This window comes from Phenylobacterium sp., assembly GCF_036502675.1.
GTDB lineage: Bacteria > Pseudomonadota > Alphaproteobacteria > Caulobacterales > Caulobacteraceae > Phenylobacterium.
This window is the reverse complement of record NZ_DASXYF010000075.1, coordinates 21487-42572: the sequence shown is the minus strand read 5'-3', so window position 1 is coordinate 42572 and position 21086 is coordinate 21487. Positions and strand designations below refer to the sequence as shown.

The following is a 21086-nucleotide window of genomic DNA, read 5'->3' as shown; positions in this document are numbered from 1 at the left end:
GTTCGACAGGACGGGGAAGCTCTCCCTCAGATCAGCCAGGCCCGCGGCCGCGGGTAGGCCTCGCCGCGCGCCAGGTGGATGGCGCCCAGGACGCAGCGGACGGCGAACCAGACCCCGATCAGGGCCCAGATCAGGAAGCCGAGCTTCAGGATCGGGATGCCGATCAGGACGAACGACAGCGGCAGCCCGATCAGCACCAGGGCGCCGGCGATCACCGCCCAGCCCAGCGCGAGCCAGAAGGTGCGGATCAGCAAGGTGTAGTGCGTGGCCATGGCCGGGGTGGCCGCCGCCCGGTTGGCGTAGGCGATGACCAGGCCGATCAGGGTGGTGGCCCCGGCGGTGGCGAAGCCCAGCAGGTAGAGGCCGTAGGTCACCGCCGGCATCGTCCGGTCGTCGGCGACGGGGCCGACGGAGGTGGAGGCAGGGTCGCTCATGGCGGTCCTTCCGTGGAACGTCCCCAAGATGTGGGGACCCTGCGGCGCGGCGCCAGATTAAATCGCATCCATGCCGCGGCTCAGCCGCGGACGAGGGTGACCTCCACGCCGGCGCCGGCGGCCTCGGGGGCCAGCGCCAGAGGCTTTTCCACCCGCACCCGGGCGCGGGTGACGCGGTCGTCGGCGAGGCAGGCGCGGGCCAGGCGCTCGGCGAAGGCCTCCACCAGCACGATGTGGCCCTCCGAGGCCACCTCGCGGGCGGCCCTGGCGACCATCTCGTAATTGACCGTGTCGCGCAGCCGCGCGGCGCCGGCGCTGGGGACGTCGAGCTCCACGTCCACCACCAGAGGCTGGGCGCGGCCCCGTTCGTGGGGGTGGACGCCGATCTCGGCCTCCAGCTTCAGGCCGTTGACGAAGACCTTGGTCATGACGATCCGCGGCGCGGCGGGCTGCGGCGCGGCGGCGGGTTCGCTGGGCGAGGGCGCGGTCACGGGCGCTCCGAGGCTGGGGACGGGTCGGACAGGTGCTGGCCGCCGTCGACGGCGATCATCTGTCCGGTCACCGAGGAGGCGTCAATCAGATAGCGCAGGGCCTGGCCGATCTCGGCGGGCGTCGCCGCCCGGCGCAGCGGGACGCTGTCGGCTTCGCGCGCGAAATCCTCGGCCGTCTGGTGGATGTTGGCCAAGGTAGGCCCCGGGCCGATGCCGTTGACCCGGATGCGGGGAGCCAGCGCCAGGGCCATCATCCGGGTGGCGTCCCACAGGGCCGCCTTGCTGAGCGAATAGCTGAAGAAGTGGGGCGTGGGGTTCCAGACGCGCTGGTCGAGGATGTTGACGATCTGGCCCTGGCGGTCGGCCGGCAGGCGCCGCGCGAAGACCTGCGATAGCACCAGGGGCGCGCGCAGGTTGGTCTCCATGTGGGCGTCCCAGGAGGCGCGGTTCTGGGTGGCGAAGGCGTCGTCCTCGAAGACGCTGGCGCAGTTGACCAGCAGGGTGACCGGCCCAAGCTCGGCCTCGGCGTCGCCCACCAGGGCCACGCTGGCGGACTCGCGGCGCAGGTCGCAGGGGAGCAGGGTGGCGCGGCGGCCCTTGGCGCGGACATGAGCCGCCGCCGATTGCGCGTCGTCGTCCACCTGGCGGCAGTGGATGGCCACGTCGAAGCCCGCCTCGGCGCAGGCCTGGACCAGGGCGAGGCCGATGCGCCGCGCGCCGCCGGTGACCAGGGCCGCGCCGCGCGCGGCTTCAACCACGGCGGGACCTCACCGCCGGGTCAGTCGAGCCGGCCGAACTCATAAAAGTTCAGCGCGCCGATCACGATGAGGAAGACGACGATGATCCCAATGCCAACCATGAACGGCTCCAGATTCCCAGGCCCGGCTTTAGCGGGCCTGACCGCCGGCTGCAACACCCGCGCGAAGCGATTGCGTCGGATGAATCTCTGCGGCGGCCGGAGCGGGGGCTTCCCTGCGCGCACTCGATGACTAGATTGGCGGCGAAGCCGGGCGCGGCCGAGATCCAGGAGACGTGAGATGCGCGAGTACCTGAAGTTCTACATCGACGGCCAGTGGGTCGACCCTGTGGCGCTGAAAACCCTGGACGTGGAGAACCCGGCCACGGAGACGGTGGCGGGCCGGATCGCCCTCGGCTCGGCCGCCGACGTGGACAAGGCGGTGACGGCCGCCCGCAAGGCCTTTCCGGCTTGGTCGCAGACCACCCGCGAAGAGCGCATCGAGCTGATGAACCGCATGCTGGCGGAATACCAGAAGCGGCTCGGCGACCTGGCCGAGGCGGTGACCGAGGAGATGGGCGCGCCGGCCTACCTCGCCCAGCGGGCGCAGGCGCCCACGGGGCTGGGCCACCTGTCCGCCGCGATCGACGTGCTGAAGGACTTCAAGTTCGAGGACGACCGCGGCTCGACGATGATCGTCAAGGAGCCGGTCGGCGTCTGCGGCTTCATCACCCCCTGGAACTGGCCGCTCAACCAGATTGTCTGCAAGGTGGCGCCGGCCATCGCCACCGGCTGCACCATGGTGCTGAAGCCCTCGGAGGTGGCGCCGTTCTCGGGCCAGATCTTCGCCGAGATCATGCATGCGGCCGGGGTCCCGGCCGGCGTGTTCAACCTGGTGCACGGGGACGGCCCCACGGTGGGCGCGGCGCTCTCCAGCCATCCGGGGGTGGACATGGTGTCGTTCACCGGCTCCACCCGGGCCGGGATCGAGGTGGCGAAGAACGCCGCCCCGACGGTGAAGCGCGTGCACCAGGAGCTGGGCGGCAAGAGCCCGAACATCATCCTGGACGACAGCGTGCTGGCGAAGAGCGTGGCCCGCGGCGTGACCGCGATGATGACCAACTCCGGCCAGTCCTGCAACGCCCCCACCCGCATGCTGGTCCCCGCCGCCCGCATGGACGAGGCGATCACCGCGGCCCGCGCCGCGGCGGCCGAGATCACGGTGGGCGACCCCAACGGCAACACCAAGCTGGGGCCGGTGGCCTCCAGGATCCAGTGGGACAAGATCCAGCGGCTGATCCAGGTCGGCGTCGACGAGGGCGCGACCCTGGTGATCGGCGGGCCCGGCAGGCCCGAGGGGCTGGAGACCGGCCACTATGTGAAGCCCACCGTCTTCGCCAACGTCACCAACCAGATGACCATCGCCCGCGAGGAGATCTTCGGGCCGGTCCTGTCGATCCTGGGCTACGACAGCCTCGATCAGGCGATCGCGGTGGGCAACGACACCGAGTACGGCTTGGCGGCCTATGTGAACGGCGAGGACCTGGAGACGGCCCGCGCCGTCGCCCGGCGGCTGCGCGCCGGCCAGGTGTCGATCAACGGCGCCTACGACCAAAACGCGCCGTTCGGCGGCTATAAGATGAGCGGCAACGGGCGCGAGTGGGGCGACTACGCCTTCCACGAGTTCCTGGAGACCAAGGCCATGCCGGGCTACGCGCCCAAGGCGGCGGCGGAATAGGCGGGGCCCCGGCCCGGCAACCGCAGACGGCCCGGAGCGATCCGGGCCGTCGTCACGCTCGCGCCGCCGCTCAGTACTTCAGCCGCAGGGTCATGCCGTAGGTGCGCGGCTGGCCCAGGAACATGTCGACCGTGCCGGTCTGCAGGGTCGCGTCGAAGGCCACCTGGCGATAGTCCTTGTTGGTGAGGTTGGAGGCCCACGCCTCCACCGACCAGCGCTGGTTCTGCGGGCCGATCCCCACCCGGGCGTTCACCAGGGCGTAGCCGTTCTGGTACTTCAGGGTGTTGAGGTCCGAGCCGGTGTTGTAGCCGGACATGTACTTGCCGCTGACGTTGAAGCGGGCGACCAGCGGGCCGATCGGCTGCTCGTAGGTGACGGCGGTCGAAAGCGACCACAGCGGCGCGAAGGCCAGGCGGCCGTCCTTGAGCTGAGCGAAGCCGGCAGGCACGGTCGAGCCGAACTCGGTCACCGCATAGGTCAGGCCGCCCTGGGCGGACAGGCCGTGGACCGGGGTGAACCAGACGAAGTCCGCATCGACGCCTTGCGACGTCACCTTGGGGATCGCGGTCACCACGAAGGTGGTGCCCAGGAAGGTGTTGAGCTGGAAGTTCTTGTAGCGCTGGTAGAACGCGGTGGCGTTCAACAGCAGGGTGCGGTGGAGCAGGGTCGACTTCACGCCCAGCTCGTAGCTGTCGGCGGTCTCGGCCGGGAACACGGTCGAGGCGGTGGGCGTGATCGGCAGGGGATTGGCCGCCGTCGGCGCCTGGGCGCGCTCCAGGTTGAAGCCGCCGCCCTTGAAGCCCCGGGCGAACGAGGCGTAGGTCATCACCTGCGGCGAGAAGCGGTAGGCGGCCTTGATGGTCCCGGAGAGCTTCTCGTCCTTGTGGGTCTGCACCAGGACGCGGTCGTTGAACCCCGGGTTCTCGAAATACAGGCACATGGTGCTGAGCACCGTGCCGGCGTTGGCCGGGCCGACGATACCCGCGATCGTCGCCGAGCGGGCGAGCGCCGTGCCGCAGCCGACCCCCCCGTCGGTGTTGACCTGCAGGGCCTCGGCGTCCTTCTTCTCATAGGTGTAGCGAAGGCCGCCGGTGATATCGAACCTGTCGGTGACGTGGAGCGCCTCGTTGGTGAACAGCGCGTAGGTGCGCGTGTCCTGGCCGTAGCGGTCGCGGGTGCCCTGGCCGGCGGCGTAACTGGTTCCCACCGGGCGGCCGGTCAGGACGGAGACGAAGTTGGGAATGCCGTTGGGATTGGCGGCGCTGCGGGACAGCAGGCGGCCCAGGTACTGCTCGTACTGGGCCCCGTAGAGCAGCTGGTTGGTGGATTCCAGGCTCTCGGAGGCGAAGAAGCCGCCGACCAGCCAGTCGAGCCGCTCGGTCTGGCGGGCCAGGCGGATTTCCTGGCTGACGGTGTCGAAACGGTTGGAGAACGGACCGCCACCCTGCCGGTAGAGGATGTCGGCGGTGGAGAAGTCCGCGTCCTGGGCGTTGGTGCTCTTCCAGCGGCGAAGCGCGGTGATGGAGGTGAGCCTGCCCCAGCCCAGGTCCGCGTCGGCCTGCAGCGAGCCGCCGCCGTCCTCGATCTGCTGGTCGGTCGGGCGGTTGGAGTAGGCCACGCGCGCGAAGGGATCCGGCGGGTTGAGGGTGGACGGCGGAACGGGGTTGACCGCGTCCAGCGCCCCTTGCGTGCCGGCGCGGTTGAGCTGCACGGCGACGCAGCAGGACTCGTCGCGGTTGGTGTAGTCGGCGATGAAGCGGATGTTGACGTTGTCGTTGGGCTGCAGGAGCAGCTGGCCGCGGACGGTGTAGAAGTCCTGGTCGGCGTCGTCCTTGCGGGCGCGCGGGCCCTGGCCGGCGACCACGTCATAGAAGCCGTCGCGCTTGCGGTCGGCGAAGAACAGCCGCCCCGCCAGGGTGTCGGTGATCGGGCCGGTCACGGAGGCCGAGCCGCCCACCGTCCCGTAGTTGCCCACGGTCAGCTCGGCGTTGGCGCCGAACTCGCGCTGGGGCGCCTGCGAGAGGATGTTTATCACGCCTGCGGTGGCGTTCTTGCCGAACAGGGTGCCTTGCGGGCCCTTCAGCACCTCGATGCGTTCCAGCTCGCCCAGGTCGCCGAAACCCACGCCGTTGCGCGGCCGATAGACGCCGTCGATCACCACGCCGACGGAGGATTCCAGGCCGGCGTTGTCGCCCACCGTGCCCACGCCGCGGATGCGGGCGGTGGTCACGGTCTCGTTGCTGGTCGAGGTGACCACCAGGCCGGGGGTGAGGATCTGCAGGTCCTTGATGTCGTGGACGCCGGCGTCCTGCGCCAGCTTGCCGGCGACCGCCGTCACCACGATCGGCACGTCCTGCAGGCTCTGCTCGCGCTTCTGGGCGGTGACGATGATCTCGTCGACCGTGGGGGTCTGGTCCTGGGCGTGGGTCGCGCCGCACGTCAGGGCCGACAGTACGGCGAGGGACGCCGAACCGTGAAGCATTCTGAAAATGCGCATGGTCGCTCCGAGCTGTTTCCTCCCCGCGACGTTCGTGAGCCGCTTGGCGGGTTGCGCCAGCTTCGCAGCTTACGGAGCATCTACAAGGCTGTGGGCCATTCGGGTGCTGAGTGTGTTAAAATGTGGCGCCGGTGACACGGGCCGGTCACGCCGCCTCCGCGCGGTTGCGGCTGGCCTGGGCCCAGGCCAGGACGCCGGCGCCGAGCAGGGCCGAGAGCACCGAGCCCGTCACCACGCCCAGGCGCAGGTCGGCCTGGAGCGCGGGCTGGGCGTCGAAGGCCAGGCCGCCGATAAACAGGCTCATGGTGAAGCCGATGCCGCAGAGGATGGAGACGCCGTAGAGCTCCAGCCACCGGGTCCCGGTCGGCCGGCGGGCCAGCTTCAGGCCGATGGCCAGGGCGGCGGCTCCGAACACCCCCACCTGCTTGCCGACCAGGAGGCCCAGGGCCACGCCCAGCGGCAGGGGAAGCAGCGCCCGCTGCAGGCCTTCGCCAGCCAGGGAGAAGCCGGCGGCGACGAAGGCGAACAGCGGCAGGATCAGGAAGGCCACATAGGGGTGCAGTCCCTGCATGAAGGCGTGCAGCACGCCGGGCGCGCCGGGCCGCCGAGGCTCGATGGGCACGGTGAGGGCGGCGGCGACACCCGCGAGCGAGGTGTTCACCCCCGACTTGAGCGTGAACCCCCAGAGCACGGCGAAGGCGACCGCGTAGAAGAAATAGGGCGCCTTGTTCCACTGCGACATGGCCGCCATCACCGCCAGCGCCGCCGCCGCCCCGCCCAGCATCCAGGGCCGGAACTCCTGGGTGTAGAGGATGGCGATCAGCGCCACCGCCGCCAGGTCGTCGGCGATGGCGAGGGTGAGCAGGAACACCCTGAGCGAGGTCGGCAGCTTCGGCCCGGCGATCGACAGGGCGGCGAGGGCGAAGGCGATGTCGGTGGCGGCCGGGATCGGCCAGCCCGCCGGGTGGCCGCCGGGCCCCGCATTGACCAGGAGGTAGAGCAAGGCCGGCGCGGCCACGCCGCCCAGCGCCGCCAGCACGGGCAGCGCCAGGCGGCGGGGGTTCGACAGCTCGCCGCGCAGGATCTCGTACTTGATCTCCAGGCCGACGACGAAGAAGTAGACGGCCATCAGGCCGTTCTTCACCCACTTCAGCACCGACAGGGTCTCGGTGAAGCCGCCGAGCGTGACCGTGACCTCATGGTTCACCAGGGCGAAGTAGCTGGGCGAAAGCGGCGTGTTGGCCCAGAAGATCGCCACGGCGGCGGCCAGCACCAGCAGCAGGCCCGAGCCAGTCTCGGTCTTCAGGAATTCCAGGGTCGATCGGGTGGACATCGGGCCTGCCTAACACAGGCTTGCGACGGCCGTCCCGTCGCCGCGCTTCAAGGGCTTCGGGCCGAGGCCATTGCGCCGGCCGCGCGCAGGCGCTCAAAAGACATATGCCCGCAAGCCCGCTCTACCGCCCCGATCCGCGTGTCTCCGAGCTGGGGGGCGAGTTCGCCGATCCGGTGGCCGCGGCGGCGTTTCCGGAGACGATCCTGCGGTTCCGCAACGACCGCGCCGCGCGCACGGTGGGGCTGGACACCCTGACCGACGCGGAGTGGATCGCCCATTTCGGACGCTTCGAGCCGCTGCCGGGAAACCTGCCGACGCCGCTGGCCATGCGCTACCACGGCCACCAGTTCCGGGTTTACAATCCCGACCTCGGCGACGGCCGCGGCTTCACCTTCGCCCAGCTGCGGGAGACCGGGACCGGCCGGCTGATGGACCTCGGGACCAAGGGCACCGGCCAGACGCCCTGGTCGCGGCAGGGGGACGGGCGGTTGACCCTGAAGGGCGGCGTGCGCGAGGCGCTGGCCACGGCGATGCTGGAGGCCCTGGGCGTCCCGACCTCGCGGACCTTGTCCCTGGTGGAAACCGGCGAGGCGCTGATGCGCAACGACGAGCCCAGCCCGACGCGGGGGGCGGCGATGGTGCGGCTGTCGCACAGCCACATCCGCTTCGGCAGCTTCCAGCGCCACGCCTACCTGCAGGCGCCGCAGCGGATCACCCGCCTGACCGACCATGTGATCGAGCTCTACTACCCGGAGCTGGCGGACGAGGCCGACCGGCCGGGCGCCCTGTTGCGCGCGGTGACCGCGAAGGCCGCGGCGCTGGCGGCCGCCTGGATGGCGGCGGGCTTCGTGCACGGGGTGCTCAACACCGACAACATGAACATCACCGGCGAGAGCTTCGACTACGGCCCCTACCGGTTCCTGCCCTACAACGACCCCAACTTTACGGCCGCCTATTTTGATTCCACCGGCCTCTACGCCTTCGGCCGGCAGCCGGAGACGGTGTTCTGGAACCTGCAGCAGCTCGCCGCCTGCCTGGCGCTGGTGGGCGACCAGGACGCGCTGATCGCGGCGCTGAACACCTTCGCGGGCGAATACCATCGGGCGCTGACCGCGGCGGTCCTGCGAAGGCTGGGGGTCCGCAGCCGCTCGGAGGCGGAGGACGTGGAGCTCGCCAAGGCGACCTTCCAGGCCTTCGCCGGGGGCGGGACGGCGTTGCGCTGGGAGCCGCTGTTCTTCGACTGGTTCGGTAACGGCGAAGCCCGCGCCCTGGCCGGTCCGCGGGCGGGACTCTACGCCGACGAGGGCTTCGCGGAGTTGCGCCGGCGGCTGGGGTCTTACGAGGCCGAGCGGCCGGAGCGGCTGGCCGACCCTTATTTCGAGGGCCCCGAGCCGCAGGAGCTGATCTACGAGGAGATCGAGGCCATCTGGGCGTCCATCGCCGAAGCCGACGACTGGAGCGCCTTCCACGCCAAGCTGGCCGCCATCGAGACGGCGCGGAAGGCCTACGGCTTGGCGGCCGGCTGAGCTGGATTTCCGCCGGCCCTCTGAGCCAGGACCGCGCCGGCCAGCGCGACCGCGCCGCCCAGCGCCTGCAGCGGGCTGAGGCTTTCCGCGAACAGCAGCCAGCCCAGGACCGCGGCCACCACCGGCTGCACCAGCACCACCACGGAGGCCAGCGTCGCCGGCAGCCGGCCCAGCGACCAGGCGATGGTCCCCTGGCCGGCGACGTGCACCAGCCCCAGGCCGGCGCAGGCCGCCCAACCCGCCGCGGAGGCGGGGATCAGCCGCTCGTCCATCGCCAGCGCCGCGACGAGCAGCAGGGGCGCGCTGAGCAGCGTCGACCAGAACATCACCCGCGCAGCGCCGGCCCGCCGGCGGGCGACGCCGACCGACACCAGATAGAGGGCGTACCAGAGGGCCGTGACGAGCGACAGGGCGTCACCGAGCGGCGGGTCGGGCCCGGGCCTGCCGCCGCGCGCCGCAGCCATCAGCCAGGCGCCGGCCACCGCCAGCAGCACGGCGGCCACGAAGCCCAGGCGGGGCCGCTGACGGAACGCCAGCCAGGCGACCAGGGTCACCACCACCGGCGTCAGGTTGGTCAGCACCGTGGCGTTGGCCACCGAGGTGTAGTGCAGGCCGTAGTGCCAGAAGCCGATGTCGAGGGCGAACATCGCCCCGGCCAGCAGGGCCGCGCGCGGCGGCGCGCCCGGTGGTCCCCGGTCGGCGCGCCCGGCGATCAGCGCCAGCAGCGGCAGGGCGAAGGCCAGCCGCCAGAAGCCGGCCGCGGCCGGCCCGGTTGCGGTCAGCCGCACCAGGATGGGGGCCAGGCCGATGACGGCGGCGCCGAACACCAGCGCCGCCAGCGCCCGGCGGTCGGCGGGCTCAGTCAAAGCCCAGCTCGCGGCGCAGGGCCTGCGGCGTCACGCCCCGGCGGCGGATTTCGGCCAGGGTCTCGGCCTGGTCGCGCTTGGCGTAGCGGCGCCCGTCCGGCCCGGCGATCAGGCGGTGATGGCGGTAGACGGGCGCCGGCAGGCCCAGCAGCGCCTGCAGCAGGCGCTGGACGTGGGCGGCTTCGAACAGGTCCTGGCCGCGGATGACGTGGGTCACCCCCTGCAGGGCGTCGTCCACCGTGACCGCCAGGTGGTAGGCCACGCCCACGTCCTTGCGCGCCAGCACCACGTCGCCGCCCAGCTCGGACCGGACGGCGATGCGGCCGGTCTGGCCGTCGGGGCCCGCGCCCTCCTCCTCGAAGGTCAGCGCGCCGAAACCGCCCAGGGCGCGGCGGGCGGCGTCCAGCGCCAGGCGCCAGGCGTAGGGGTCGCCCTGGGCGACGCGGCGGGCCTCCTCGGACGGCGGAAGGGGCGCGCCGCGCCAGGCCTCCATGGCGCCGTGCGGCGCGCTCTCGATGGCGGCGGCGATCTCGCGGCGGGTGCGGAAGCAGCGGTAGACGAGGCCGCGCTGGCGCAAGGTCCCCAGCGCGGCGTGGTAGTCGGCCATATGCTGCGACTGGCGGCGCACCGGCTCCTCCCAATCCAGGCCCAGCCAGGCGAGGTCCGCCAGGATGTCCGCGTCGAACTCCGGCCGGCGGCGGGTCAGGTCGATGTCTTCCAGGCGCAGCAGGAAACGGCCGCCGGCGACGCGGGCGGCCTCGAAGGCGGTAAGGGCGGAATAGGCGTGCCCCCGGTGCAGGCGTCCGGTGGGCGACGGGGCGAAGCGTGTGACGAAGCGGCGGGCCACCCGCCCGGTTTAGGCGATCAGGTCTCGTCCGGCGAGCCCGGCATGGCCCGGGTGATGGCGCCCATGTGGTTGAAGACGCCGCGGAGGAAGGCCTCTTCCCCGCCGAGCGCATCCTTGAGCGACTGGAACTGCTTGAAGGCGGCCATTTCCGCCAGGCCGTGGGCGGCGCACCAGGCGGCGACGGCGGAGAGCTCCAGCCCGATCTGGTCGTCGGGATCGGCGCCGGCGCGGATCAGCGAGTCGCGGACGCGGCAGAAGGCGCTGTCCTTGTCGTTGGAGTGGTCGGGGAGGGCCTCCCGGTCGCGGGAGCAGTCGTACATCACCCGGTAGAGGGCCGGGTGCTCGCGGGCGAAGCGCACATAGGTCACGCCCAGGCCGGAGTTCAGCTCCGCGTCCGCCTGCTCGGCGCGGGTCCTTGCCAGGGATTCGTTCAGCATCTGCCACCCCTGCTGGGCGACGGCGTCGAGCAGTTCGCCCTTGTCCTTGAAGTGGTGGTAGGGGGCCGCCGGGCTGACACCCGCCTCCCGCGCCACCGCCCGCAGCGAAAGCGCGCTCGGGCCGTCCCGCTCCAGCAGGCGCAGGGCGGCGTCGACGAGGGCGCGGCTGAGGTCGCCGTGGTGGTAGGGGCGGGGTTCGGCGGCGGCAGCGTGTCTCATGCGCATCACCCTAAATCTTAATCTTGTCGCCGTAAACATTATCTTGACAATGATCAGATAGGCTCCATCTTAGCGTTGTTCAAATAACAAACGCTCCCGCTCCCCCGGGGGTCCAACTCAAGGTGTGTGTCATGTTTCTCGCAACAGCCCCGCGACTCGAACGGTTCCTCGACCGGGCCGCTCCGACCATCCTTCTCGGCATCGGCCTGATGGTCGCCGCTGCGGTGGCGCTGATCGGCGCCTGACCCCAGGGTCAGGCGAAGTGCGAAGGGGGCCCGCGGGCCCCCTTCTTTTTGGCGCATCCGGCCGTCGCGCAGACGATATCTTGACATCGTTTAGATGGCACCCTATCTAAGCAGCGTACAGATCTAAGCCCGGCATTTTCCGGGCGCCAGAAAGGAATTTCAACCATGTCCGTCCAGACCCTGCGCAGGACCGGCCGTATCGCCGACACGGCCTCGTCGGTCCTGTTCACCCTCGCCGCCGTGGCCATCGCGGTGGCCACCGCCGGGCTCGTCGGCGCCTAAATGCCGAGCTTGCGCGATCCGTCGCCGCGGCCGGAAGGTTTTTCCGGCCGGCGGTCATGGAGATGTCGCGCGGGCTGATCTATGATGTCCGCCGTGTCGGGGATCGTCCGCGTCGATTCGCCGGCAAGCGCTCGCGAACGAGGGTTTCGTCTTCAGTCGGCGTCCGTATGACATAGGCGCGCTGCGCCGCCAGGGGTCCGCCCGTGCAGGTGCTTAGCCGCCCGCCTTCCGGTTGGCCGGCCCTCGTGCTGAACGCCGACTTCCGGCCGCTCAGCTATTATCCCCTGTCCCTGTGGCCCTGGCAGGACGTGATCAAGGCCGTATTCCTGGACCGGGTGGACGTGGTCTCCACCTACGACCAAGTGGTGCATTCCCCCTCCTTCGAGATGAAGCTGCCCAGCGTGGTCTCGCTGAAGCACTACGTGCCGCAGGACCGGCCACCGGCCTTCACGCGCTTCAACCTCTTCCTGCGGGATTCCTTCAGCTGCCAGTACTGTTCGGCGGGCGAGGACCTGACCTTCGACCATGTGGTGCCGCGCTCCCGCGGCGGGCGCACCACCTGGGAGAACATCGTCACCGCCTGCGCCCGCTGCAACCTGATGAAGGGCGGCCGCACCCCGCGGGAGGCCGGCATGCACCCGCACGGCCGTCCCCGCCGCCCCAGCGCCTTCGAACTGCAGGATCGCGGTCGCCGCTTCCCGCCCAATCACCTGCACCAGAGCTGGCTCGACTACCTCTACTGGGACATCGAACTGGAGGCGTAGGGGTGCGGTCCCGCAACGGGATGGCCCACGGGGCCGAGGCCCCACCGCGATTCCAGCGGCGTCCCGGCGCAAAGCGGGGGCGCCGCCACGACGCCCCATCCACGAGCCCTATTTGCCGAGGCTCACGACGCGCTCGAAGAACCCTTCGATTTCCTCGCGGCTTCGACAGAAATCCGAGACCCGGAAGCTCACCGTCGTGGCGCCGTCAGCCTCCGACTCCTTGGCGCCCGCCTCGACCGCGGCCCAATCGACGGAGCCGTCGGCCGTGCGGATGGCCCGCTGGCCGACGTGGATCTCGATCTTGTCGGGGTCGCGCCCGTATTTCGCGAACAGCCTGCGAAGTTCCTTCGCCCGCTCTGCGAGGATCGGCCGGTACGCCGGGTCCATCGCCCAACCTTGGGACAGCCGAGCCATACGGTCGAGGTTCTTGCTGGTGGGGTTGAGGCCGAACAGCACGCCGAGGTCCCGCCCCTGGACGGGCTGCGGATAGGCGTAGAAGTCCTCGAACCCGAAGCTTCGGCCCTTGAAGGTGGCGGGCGCCGAACCCCAGAGGGCGCGCATGCCGCCGACCATGTCCTCCAGGTCGCTGAACCGGGTGTCGAACGCCATGCCCGCGGCGCGGTACTCCGCCTCCTGCCAGCCGACGCCGAGCCCGACCATCACACGACCCTTGGAGATGACGTCCAGGGTGGCGAGCTGCTTGGCGAGCAACAGGGTCGGGCGGAGGGGCGCGATCAACACGAAGGTGGACAGCCGCACCTGGGTGGTGATCGCCGCGGCTGCCGAAAGCAGCGAGATCGGTTCGTGCCAGGGATATTCGAGGGTGTACGGGAATTTGTGAGACACCAACCGCGCCGCATGCGCCGATTTGGCGAAACCCATGTGGTCTCCCATCGAGATCTGGCCGATGCCTTTACGGTCCGCCAGGGCGATAACCTCCAGCACGCCAGAGACATCGCCATCGTACAGATCCGCGATGCCCACTATATTCAGGCCTATTCTCATTTTTTCCTTCCCTTAAATTCAATGTCGCGCGTTTCTATTCACAGCGCGAAGCGGCCAGTCGTCCTGTCCCGCAGAGGCAGGCTGCTCGCGCCATGGCGCTTTTACGGGTCGCCGACGAGCCCTATGATACTGTTCCGGCGCCTATCGTTGTCGCGTTCGGCCCCAAGGCAAAGACCGAAAGGCGACATCGAATCCTGCGAAAACGCGAGCGAGGCAAGTCGGCCCGGCCGAATCCTTGATCGGCACGACCTGGCCATCATCGCTTTGCATCAGGAGGACAGGGAGGTCGATCTTCTTCAGGCCTTTGGGGAAGCCGGGTAATCGGCCCTAGGCCGCGCGCGCAATCTCGCGATAGGCTGGCGGAGAACAGCGTGAGGGAGGGCCGCATGGCCAAGGGCGAGGACGCCGTTTCCGGCGTGAGGGTCGAGGGCCGCGTCGTGCCGTTTCCGCAGTCGATCAGCCCGCAGGCCCGCGCCAGCCTGGCGCGGATGGTGAGCCCGGACGGTTTGCCGCTCAACAGGTCGGTGACGCCGGCGGCCGACGACTTCGCCGGCTGGGCCCAGGCCAAGGCGGCGGTGACCGAACGCCTGATGCAGATGTTCGCCCTGAGGACCGGCGCGACCTCGGCGCCGGTCGAGACGCTCGAGATGGGCGGGGCGGTCGTCCACCTGGCGACGCCGGCCGGCGCGCAGACCGATGCGCGCGCCTACCTCGACCTCCATGGCGGCGCCCTGGTGTATGGGGGCGGCGAGCCCTGCCGGCTGGGGGCCAGCGCCGCCGCCGACCAGCACGGCGTGCGCTGCTATTCGGTCGACTACCGCATGCCGCCGGAGCACCCCTATCCGGCGCCGCTCGACGACTGCGTCGCGGTCTACCGGGCGCTGCTGAAACGCCATGCGCCGGAGAACATCATCGTGGGCGGAGGCTCGGCCGGCGGCAACCTGGCCGCCGCCCTGGCGCTGCGGGCGCGGGACGAGGGGCTGCCCCTGCCGGCCGCCCTGGTGCTGCGGACCCCGGAGCTGGACCTGACCGAATCCGGCGACAGCTTCGAGACCAACCGCGCCATCGACGTCGTGCTGCCCGACCGGCTGACGGCGACCAACCTGATCTATGCGGCCGGCCACGACCTGGCGCATCCCTATCTCTCGCCGCTGTTCGGCGACTTCGCCAAGGGCTTTCCGCCGACCTTCCTGCAGGCCGGTACGCGGGACCAGTTCCTCTCCAACGCCGTGCGCATGCACCGCGCCCTGCGCCGGGCCGGCGTGCCGGTGGAGCTGCACGTCTTCGAGGGCATGCCGCACGGCGGCTTCATGGGCGCGCCGGAGGACGCGGAGCTGGCCGCCGAGGTCAGCCGTTTCGTGGCCGAGCACTGGGGACGGAGCACCTGAACGGCGACCTCAGCTCAGGCCCTCGTGCCGCAGGGCCAGCCGCACCGCCGGGCGATCGCCCATGCGCCCCATGAAGGCCGCCAGCCGCTCGGGGATCTTCAGGTCGTTGGCCCCGGCCCAGCGCAGCATCACGAAGAGATAGGCGTCGGCGACGGTGGCCTGCTCGCCGAACAGGTAGCCGCCGCCCAGGCGGCCCTCCAACAGGCCCAGGCGCTTCTCGACCTGCTGGCCGGCCTCGGACTTCTCCTGGTCCGTGGCGCCCGGCTTGAAGAACGGCTTGAAGGCCTTGTGGACCTCGGTGGAGATGTAGGCGAGCGTTTCCAGCAGCCGGTAGCGGCCCATCGGGCCGTTTGGCGCAAGCGCCGGGGCGCGGTCGGCGATCCAGCTCAGGATGGCGACGTTCTCGGTGAGCACCTGGTCGTCGTCGAAAGCCAGGGCCGGGACGTAACCCTTCGGATTGATCTCCATGAACGGCCGCCCGTCCTCGGTGAGGTGGGTCTTCAGATCGACCTTCACCCGGTCGAACGCGAGCCCCGCCTCGTGCAGGGCGATATGGCCGGCGAGGCTGCAGGCGCCTGGAGCGTAGTAGAGTTTCATCGGAGGTCTCCGTTCCCCTCCGCAACTCCCGAGGCCGCGGTCGGTTTCGCCGCGGACGTGGAGGCCCGCCCTGGCGTTCCTTTCCATCCGGACAGCTTGGCCCTACCTTCGCGCGAACGCTGGGGAGTTGAAGATGCGATTGATGGTTTCAGCGAGCGCGGCGCTCGTGTTCCTGGCGGGACCGGCAATGGCGCAATCCGCAAAACCGGCGGCGCCGGCCGCGGGCGTGTGCGCCGCGCTCGGCCGCGCGGTGGATCTCGGGCTCAAGAGGCTGGGCGAACACCAAGCCGAGCGAACCGTCGCGCGCCTCGCCACGCAGGCGGCCCAGGCCGCCACCGACTCCGCGACTGAAATCGCGATGATCGGCATCAATATCGACCTGATGCAGACGCACCACTGCCCGATGCCGACGGCGCCGGTCAGCGAGGACCTTTACCTGCTCCCGGCCACGACCTGCGCCACAGCGACGGTGAATCGGGCGCCGGACAAGGACCAAGCCTGCGACCGTTCGAAGTGGCGGCCCAGCCCGGCCCCCAGCCGATAAGGCCCTGCTTCGCCGCCGCGTCGCCGTCCGGCGCCGCTCGCGACCCACAAGGGGTCAGACGCCGCGGCCCCGGGCCGCAACATAGGCGTCGATCGACGTCATGTGCCGGGCGGCCTCGGCTTGTGGCAGGAAGGAGCCGGTGAAGCTGTTCTTCGCCAGGGTGACCAGCTCCCGCTCGGACAGTCCCAGGGCGGCGGTGATCGCCCGCCAGTTCTCGCCGACGTAGCCGCCGAAATAGGCCGGGTCGTCGGAGTTGACGGTGGCCTTCAGGCCGAGGTGCAGCATTCGCTTCAGGGGATGGACGGCGAGGTCGGGCACGCCGCAGAGCTTGAGGTTGGAGAGCGGGCAGACCGTGAGGGTCATCTGCGAGTCGACCAGCCGGCGGACCAGGGTCGGGTCCTCCAGGGCGCGGTTGCCGTGGTCGACGCGGTCGACGTGCAACAGGTCGAGCGCCTCGCGCACATACTCCGGCGGCCCTTCCTCGCCGGCATGGGCGACCAGCTTCAGGCCGCGTTCGCGGGCGGCGGCGAACACGCGCTGGAACTTCGCCGGCGGGTGGCCAAGCTCGGAGGAGTCCAGGCCCACGCCCAGCAGGCGGTCGAGGTAGGGCTCGGCCATACCGAGGGTCCCGAAGGCGGCGTCTTCGGAAAGGTGGCGTAGGAAGCAGAGGATCAGGCCGGAGGTGACGCCCAGCTCCGCCTTCGCCGCGGCCATGCCGGACAGCAGGCCGTCGGCGGCGACCGAGAACGGCAGGCCGCGGTCGGTGTGGGTCTGCGGATCGAAGAACAGCTCCACGTGGCGGGTCCCGTCCGCCGCCGCCCGCCGGAAGTAGGCCAGCGCCAGGTCGTGGAAATCGGCCTCGGTGCGCAGCACGTCGGCGCCCTGGTAGTAGATGTCGAGGAAGTCCTGCAGGTTGGAGAAGGCATAGGCCGCCCGTACCGCCTCCACCGTCGGGAACGGCAGGCTCACCTTGTTGCGCCGCGCGAACTCGAACATCTGCTCCGGCTCGAGGCTGCCCTCGATGTGCAGGTGCAGCTCGGCCTTGGGCAGGCCGCGGATGAAGGCGTCCAGGTCATCCATGGGCGGGGATCTCCGGTGAGGCGGGCGGGGCGGCGGGGCGGCGCGCATGGGCGAGCCGGCCGGCGAGATAGGTGCGCTCCACCACCCGGTCGTCGCCGAGGCAGCTGAGGGCGAAGACGATCTCGGCGATGTCGGTGACGCCGGCCAGGCGGCGCGCCAGCAGCGGCGTGGCGGCGGGGTCGAGGACCAAGAAGTCGGCCTCCTTGCCGGGCGCGAGATTGCCCACCCGGTCGTCGATCTTCAGGGCGCATGCGCCGGCCAGGGTGGCCAGGTAGAAGGCGTGCAGCGGTGGAAGCGCCTGGCCGCGCAGCTGGCCCACCTTGTAGGCCTCGCCCATGGCGCCCAGGATGGAAAAGCTCGGCCCGCCGCCTACGTCGGTGGCCAACGCCACCTGCACCCCGCAGCCGCAGGCCTGCTGCAGGTCGAAGAGGCCGCTGCCCAGCATCAGGTTGGAGGCGGGGCAGAAGGCGATCGTCGAGCCCGCCGTCGCCATGCGGGCGAGCGCGTCCGGCGGGGAATGGACGCCGTGGGCGAACACCGAGCGGTCGCCGACCAGGCCGTAGTGGGCGAAGACGTCCAGGTAGTCGCGGCGCTCGGGGAACAGCCGCGCCACCTCGGCGATCTCGGCGGTGTTCTCCGACAGGTGGCTGTGGACCAACACCTCCGGATGGGCCGCGGCGAGCGCCCCCGCCGTGGCGAGCTGGGCCTCCGACGAGGTGACGACGAAGCGGGGGGTGACCGCATAGCCCAGGCGCCCGCGGCCCCGCCAGGCGCGGATCAGCGCCTCGCTGTCGGCGCGGCCGCTCTCCACGGTGTCGAGCAGGCCGGCCGGGGCGTTGCGGTCCATCAGCACCTTGCCGGCGACCAGCCGCATGTCGCGGGCCAGGGCGGCCTCGAACAGCGCCTCCACCGAGCCCTTGTGCACCGTGGCGAACACCAGGGCGCTGGTCGTGCCGTTGCGCAGCAGCTCGCCCAGGAAGGCCTCGGCCGCCTGGTCTGCGTGCATCCGGTCGGCGAAGGCCAGCTCGGCCGGGAAGGCGCGTTCGTCCAGCCACTGCAGCAGCTGGCCGCTCCAGGAGCCGATGATGTCGATCTGCGGATAGTGGACGTGGGCGTCGACGAAGCCCGGGGTGATCAGCCGGCCGGCCAGGATCTCCACCGGCGTGTCGTCGGGCAAGGTCGGGGCGAGGTCGGCGTAGGCGCCGAAGGCGGCGACGTGCCCGTCCTCCACCACCAGCAGGCCGTCGGGATGATAGGCGCAGGCGGCCTCGGCGGGCGCGCGGCTGGGGTCGTCCAGCGTGTGGAGCAGGGCGGCACGGTAGGCCTGGCGGCTCACAGAAGCACCTCCAGCTGGTCGGCGGTGTCCAGCAGGATCTCGTCGCAGTTGTCGCCCGGGCCGTCGCGCTCGATGACCAGGAAATCGCTGTCCGGCTGCAGCGCCAGTAGGAAGTGGTGCCAGACGCCGCGGCGGTAGTTGACGCCCTGACGGCCGGTGGCGCGGAACACCGTCAACGCTTTCGGGTCGAAGTCGCCGGGCGGGGCGACCGCTGCGAGCCAGTCGCGGTGCTGCAGGGGGATGAAGGCCTGGCTGCCCAGGGGGTGGCGCTCGACGACTTTCAGGATCGGCGCCGCCAGCGGCCGGCCGCGGAAGATGCTGACGATGGGCCGGCCGCCGCCCTCCGCCACGTCGAGGCCCGCCAGGTCGTGGTAGCGCCGGGTATGACCGTGGTTGATCACTTGCGGCAGGGCCTGGTCCGACGCTTCGATCACGTCGCCGAACGGGGCGAAGGCCTCGGGGGTGAGCGGCTGGGGGACGACCAGGCGCATCACGCTCCCCCGACCTTGGCGCCGGCCCTGATCCAGGCGCCCAGGGACTGCCGCTCGGCCTCGGTCATGCCGGTCTCGTCGCCCTGCGGCATGGCGTGGGTGGCCACGGCGCGCTCGTAGATCTTCGAGGCGTAGCGATGCAGGGCCTCGTCGGTGTCGAAGGCCGCGCCGTTGGGCGGGGCCGCGATCCCGCGGTGGGTGGGGCGGGCCGCGTGGCACATGACGCAGTGGCGGTCGACCATCGCGCGCACCTGGGCGAAGGGCGGCACGGGGACGGAGGCCGGCGGCTTCGGCCTGGCGGCTTCCGACAGGACGGCGACGGAGACGAAGGCCAGGGCGCCCCAGGCCAGCACCTCGGGATGCATCCGCCCGGCGTTCCTGAGGTTGAAGAAGTGGCGGATGGTCCAGCCGGCGACCCCCAGCCCGGCCAGCCACAGCCAGTTCAGGGGGGCGGCGTAGACCATGGGGTAGTGGTTGCTGATCATGATGAACAGCACCGGCAGGGTCATGTAATTGTTGTGGACCGACCGCTGCTTGGACATCTTCCCCAGCCGCGCGTCCGGCGTCTCCCCGGCCAGCATCTGGGCCACCAGCTTCTTCTGGTTGGGGATGATGATCATGAAGACGTTCGCCGCCATCACCGTGCCGATGATCGCGCCCAGGTGCATCACCGCGCCCAGGTCGGAGAAGACGCGGGTGAGGCCGAAGGCCGCCGCCGTCAGCACCAGGAACCAGACGAGGCCGAAGGCCCTGAGGCTACTTCCGAGCGGCGAGCGGCAGAGGGCGTCGTAGACCAGCCAGCCGCCGGCCAGGACAGCGAGCCCCAGGGCGATCGCCTGCCAGGGCGCCATCGGCAGGCGGGCCTTGTCGATCAGGTTGAGGTCGGCGCCGACGTAGAAGATCAGCGACAGCAACAGGAAGCCGGAGATCCAGGTGGTGTAGGCCTCCCACTTGAACCAGTGCAGCTCCGCCGGCATTTCCGGCGGGGCCAGCATGAACTTCTGCGACTGGTAGAAGCCGCCGGAATGGACCGCCCAAAGCTCCCCGGCCACACCCTGGCGCACGGCGGCGGCGGGCCTGAGATGGCTGTCCAGCCACATGAAGTAGAAGGACGAGCCGATCCAGGCGATCCCCGCCGTCAGGTGCAGCCAGCGGATCGCCAGATTGGCCCAGCCCCCGAAGTCGAAGCTCATCGGGCCTCCGCGTCCGGGGCCGTGAGTTGCAGGAGCTGGGCGGCCAGCGCCACGGCGATCACCGCCGGCGCCTTGCTCTTCAGGCCCGGCAAGCCCAACGGGCAGGTCAGCCGGGCGAAGTCCGCGTCGCCGAAGCCCTCCACCCGCAGGCGCCGCTCGAAGCGCGCCCGCTTGGTGGCCGAGCCGATCAGGCCGAGATAGGCGAAGTCGCCGCGCCGCAGCACCGCCCGGGCCAGCCGGTAGTCCAGGTCGTGGCTGTGGGTGAAGATGGCGTAGAGGCCGCCGGCGGGCGCGGTCGCCACCCAGGCTTCCAGGGCGTCCTCGTCCATCAGCTGGGCGCGGGCGGCGCCGGTCTCCGGGCGCAGGTCCTCGCGGCTGGCCAGCCAGGCGAGGTCGAAGGGCAGGGGGGCGAAGGCTCGCGCTGTGGCCTGGCCGACGTGGCCGGCGCCGAAGATGGCCAGGCGCGGCCGGACGGGCATGATCGTCTCGGCCAGCAGGCGCACCTCGCCGATGGGGGTGCGCGGGCCGTCGGGCGGCGCGCCGCCTTCGGCCGCCGCGACGGAGCGGCGGAGTTCGCCATCCCGCAGCTCGGCCTGCAGGCGGAAGGGCGCGCCACCCTGGCAGGCGGCCAGCGCCTGTTCCAGCCAGGGCAGGCTGGAAGCGTCCAGCCGCTCCACCAGCAGCCGCATATGGCCGCCGCAGCACTGGCCGAGCAGCGGGCCCAGCGGATAGTCCTGCAGGGCGTGGCGTCGTTCGTCCTGCGCCAGCAGCCGGCGGGCCTGGTCCAGGGCCTGGCGCTCCAGCGCGCCGCCGCCGATCGTGCCGCTGAACCTGTCCGGCCAGACCAGCATCCGCGCGCCCGCCTCCCGGGGGGTGGAGCCCTGCACGCCGACCACGGCGGTCATAACCAGGGTTTCGCCCCGGCGCACGGCGCGCACGGCCTGGGCGATCCACTCAGACATGGCGAGCGTCCGCGGCGTAGCTCTCTTCCCCCTGGAGGGGAGGCGGGCCAGCGGGTTCATATATCTTGCCGCGCT

General features: G+C 70.9%; 21 protein-coding genes. 5 read left to right on the top strand and 16 right to left on the bottom strand.

The window, feature by feature from the left end:
- Positions 1 to 26: 26 nt before the first annotated feature.
- The 4 genes from VGL30_RS09220 to VGL30_RS09205 all read right to left on the bottom strand — a co-directional run bounded on the left by VGL30_RS09220 (position 27) and on the right by VGL30_RS09205 (position 1907).
- Entirely contained in the window at positions 27 to 434 is a 408-nt protein-coding gene (locus VGL30_RS09220) for a hypothetical protein (RefSeq protein ID WP_331539138.1), read from the bottom strand.
- Between the two features lie 80 nt (positions 435 to 514).
- Entirely contained in the window at positions 515 to 862 is a 348-nt protein-coding gene (folB, locus tag VGL30_RS09215; protein ID WP_331539160.1) for a dihydroneopterin aldolase, read from the bottom strand.
- Positions 863 to 921: 59 nt separating this feature from the next.
- Positions 922 to 1683 carry an SDR family oxidoreductase gene (locus tag VGL30_RS09210; RefSeq protein ID WP_331539136.1) on the bottom strand — a complete coding sequence of 254 codons (762 nt, stop codon included), beginning with the start codon at positions 1681 to 1683 and terminating at the stop codon, positions 922 to 924.
- 20 nt (positions 1684 to 1703) lie between these two features.
- Positions 1704 to 1907 (bottom strand): hypothetical protein, encoded by a 204-nt coding sequence (locus tag VGL30_RS09205; RefSeq protein WP_331539134.1) that lies wholly within the window; start codon positions 1905 to 1907, stop codon positions 1704 to 1706.
- A 55-nt stretch (positions 1908 to 1962) separates the two neighbouring features.
- Between VGL30_RS09205 and VGL30_RS09200 the strand changes: the two genes are divergently transcribed.
- Positions 1963 to 3399 carry an aldehyde dehydrogenase family protein gene (locus tag VGL30_RS09200; RefSeq protein ID WP_331539132.1) on the top strand — a complete coding sequence of 479 codons (1437 nt, stop codon included), beginning with the start codon at positions 1963 to 1965 and terminating at the stop codon, positions 3397 to 3399.
- 70 nt (positions 3400 to 3469) lie between these two features.
- Here VGL30_RS09200 and VGL30_RS09195 read toward each other — a convergent pair whose 3' ends face one another.
- Both VGL30_RS09195 and nhaA read right to left on the bottom strand, forming a co-directional pair.
- The gene (locus VGL30_RS09195; RefSeq protein WP_331539130.1) at positions 3470 to 5896 is read right to left on the bottom strand and encodes a TonB-dependent receptor; all 2427 of its coding nucleotides are present in this window, start codon (positions 5894 to 5896) and stop codon (positions 3470 to 3472) included.
- A gap of 145 nt (positions 5897 to 6041) precedes the next feature.
- Positions 6042 to 7229, bottom strand: a complete 1188-nt coding sequence (nhaA, locus tag VGL30_RS09190) for a Na+/H+ antiporter NhaA (RefSeq protein WP_331539128.1) — start codon at positions 7227 to 7229, stop codon at positions 6042 to 6044.
- 104 nt (positions 7230 to 7333) lie between these two features.
- Between nhaA and VGL30_RS09185 the strand changes: the two genes are divergently transcribed.
- Positions 7334 to 8755 carry a protein adenylyltransferase SelO family protein gene (locus VGL30_RS09185; RefSeq protein WP_331539126.1) on the top strand — a complete coding sequence of 474 codons (1422 nt, stop codon included), beginning with the start codon at positions 7334 to 7336 and terminating at the stop codon, positions 8753 to 8755.
- Here VGL30_RS09185 and VGL30_RS09180 read toward each other — a convergent pair.
- From VGL30_RS09180 to VGL30_RS09170, 3 genes are read right to left on the bottom strand one after another with little or no spacing between them, the layout of a single operon-like run.
- Positions 8734 to 9621, bottom strand: a complete 888-nt coding sequence (locus VGL30_RS09180; RefSeq protein WP_331539124.1) for a DMT family transporter — start codon at positions 9619 to 9621, stop codon at positions 8734 to 8736. The genes VGL30_RS09185 and VGL30_RS09180 overlap by 22 nt on opposite strands.
- On the bottom strand, positions 9614 to 10468 hold the full coding sequence (gluQRS, locus tag VGL30_RS09175) for a tRNA glutamyl-Q(34) synthetase GluQRS (protein ID WP_331539122.1): 855 nt from the start codon (positions 10466 to 10468) through the stop codon (positions 9614 to 9616). The genes VGL30_RS09180 and gluQRS overlap by 8 nt, the downstream gene beginning before the upstream one ends.
- 17 nt (positions 10469 to 10485) lie before the next feature.
- Positions 10486 to 11124, bottom strand: a complete 639-nt coding sequence (locus VGL30_RS09170) for a TetR/AcrR family transcriptional regulator (protein WP_331539120.1) — start codon at positions 11122 to 11124, stop codon at positions 10486 to 10488.
- 730 nt (positions 11125 to 11854) lie between these two features.
- Here VGL30_RS09170 and VGL30_RS09165 point away from each other — a divergent pair.
- Entirely contained in the window at positions 11855 to 12415 is a 561-nt protein-coding gene (locus VGL30_RS09165; protein ID WP_331539118.1) for an HNH endonuclease, read from the top strand.
- A 108-nt stretch (positions 12416 to 12523) separates the two neighbouring features.
- Here VGL30_RS09165 and VGL30_RS09160 read toward each other — a convergent pair whose 3' ends face one another.
- Positions 12524 to 13399 (bottom strand): TIGR03619 family F420-dependent LLM class oxidoreductase, encoded by an 876-nt coding sequence (locus tag VGL30_RS09160; RefSeq protein ID WP_331539116.1) that lies wholly within the window; start codon positions 13397 to 13399, stop codon positions 12524 to 12526.
- A 407-nt stretch (positions 13400 to 13806) separates the two neighbouring features.
- On the opposite strand from VGL30_RS09160, the gene VGL30_RS09155 reads away from it, so the two are divergent.
- Positions 13807 to 14808 carry an alpha/beta hydrolase gene (locus VGL30_RS09155; protein WP_331539114.1) on the top strand — a complete coding sequence of 334 codons (1002 nt, stop codon included), beginning with the start codon at positions 13807 to 13809 and terminating at the stop codon, positions 14806 to 14808.
- Between the two features lie 9 nt (positions 14809 to 14817).
- Here VGL30_RS09155 and gstA read toward each other — a convergent pair whose 3' ends face one another.
- Positions 14818 to 15405, bottom strand: a complete 588-nt coding sequence (gene gstA, locus VGL30_RS09150) for a glutathione transferase GstA (RefSeq protein ID WP_331539112.1) — start codon at positions 15403 to 15405, stop codon at positions 14818 to 14820.
- Positions 15406 to 15538: 133 nt separating this feature from the next.
- Here gstA and VGL30_RS09145 point away from each other — a divergent pair, with 133 nt between their 5' ends.
- Positions 15539 to 15949 (top strand): hypothetical protein, encoded by a 411-nt coding sequence (locus VGL30_RS09145; protein ID WP_331539110.1) that lies wholly within the window; start codon positions 15539 to 15541, stop codon positions 15947 to 15949.
- A 54-nt stretch (positions 15950 to 16003) separates the two neighbouring features.
- On the opposite strand, the gene VGL30_RS09140 is transcribed toward VGL30_RS09145, so the two are convergent.
- From VGL30_RS09140 to xdhC, 5 genes are read right to left on the bottom strand one after another with little or no spacing between them, the layout of a single operon-like run.
- The gene (locus VGL30_RS09140; protein WP_331539108.1) at positions 16004 to 17029 is read right to left on the bottom strand and encodes an adenosine deaminase; all 1026 of its coding nucleotides are present in this window, start codon (positions 17027 to 17029) and stop codon (positions 16004 to 16006) included.
- Positions 17022 to 18365, bottom strand: a complete 1344-nt coding sequence (guaD, locus tag VGL30_RS09135) for a guanine deaminase (protein WP_331539106.1) — start codon at positions 18363 to 18365, stop codon at positions 17022 to 17024. Before guaD ends, VGL30_RS09140 begins: the two co-directional genes overlap by 8 nt.
- Positions 18362 to 18856: an ureidoglycolate lyase gene (locus VGL30_RS09130; protein ID WP_331539104.1), complete on the bottom strand. Its 495-nt coding sequence runs from the start codon at positions 18854 to 18856 to the stop codon at positions 18362 to 18364. The genes guaD and VGL30_RS09130 overlap by 4 nt, the downstream gene beginning before the upstream one ends.
- Complete coding sequence (locus tag VGL30_RS09125; protein ID WP_331539102.1) at positions 18856 to 20049, bottom strand: urate hydroxylase PuuD; 1194 nt, start codon at positions 20047 to 20049, stop codon at positions 18856 to 18858. The genes VGL30_RS09130 and VGL30_RS09125 overlap by 1 nt, the downstream gene beginning before the upstream one ends.
- Positions 20046 to 21011 carry a xanthine dehydrogenase accessory protein XdhC gene (xdhC, locus tag VGL30_RS09120; protein WP_331539100.1) on the bottom strand — a complete coding sequence of 322 codons (966 nt, stop codon included), beginning with the start codon at positions 21009 to 21011 and terminating at the stop codon, positions 20046 to 20048. The genes VGL30_RS09125 and xdhC overlap by 4 nt, the downstream gene beginning before the upstream one ends.
- Positions 21012 to 21086 lie beyond the last annotated feature (75 nt).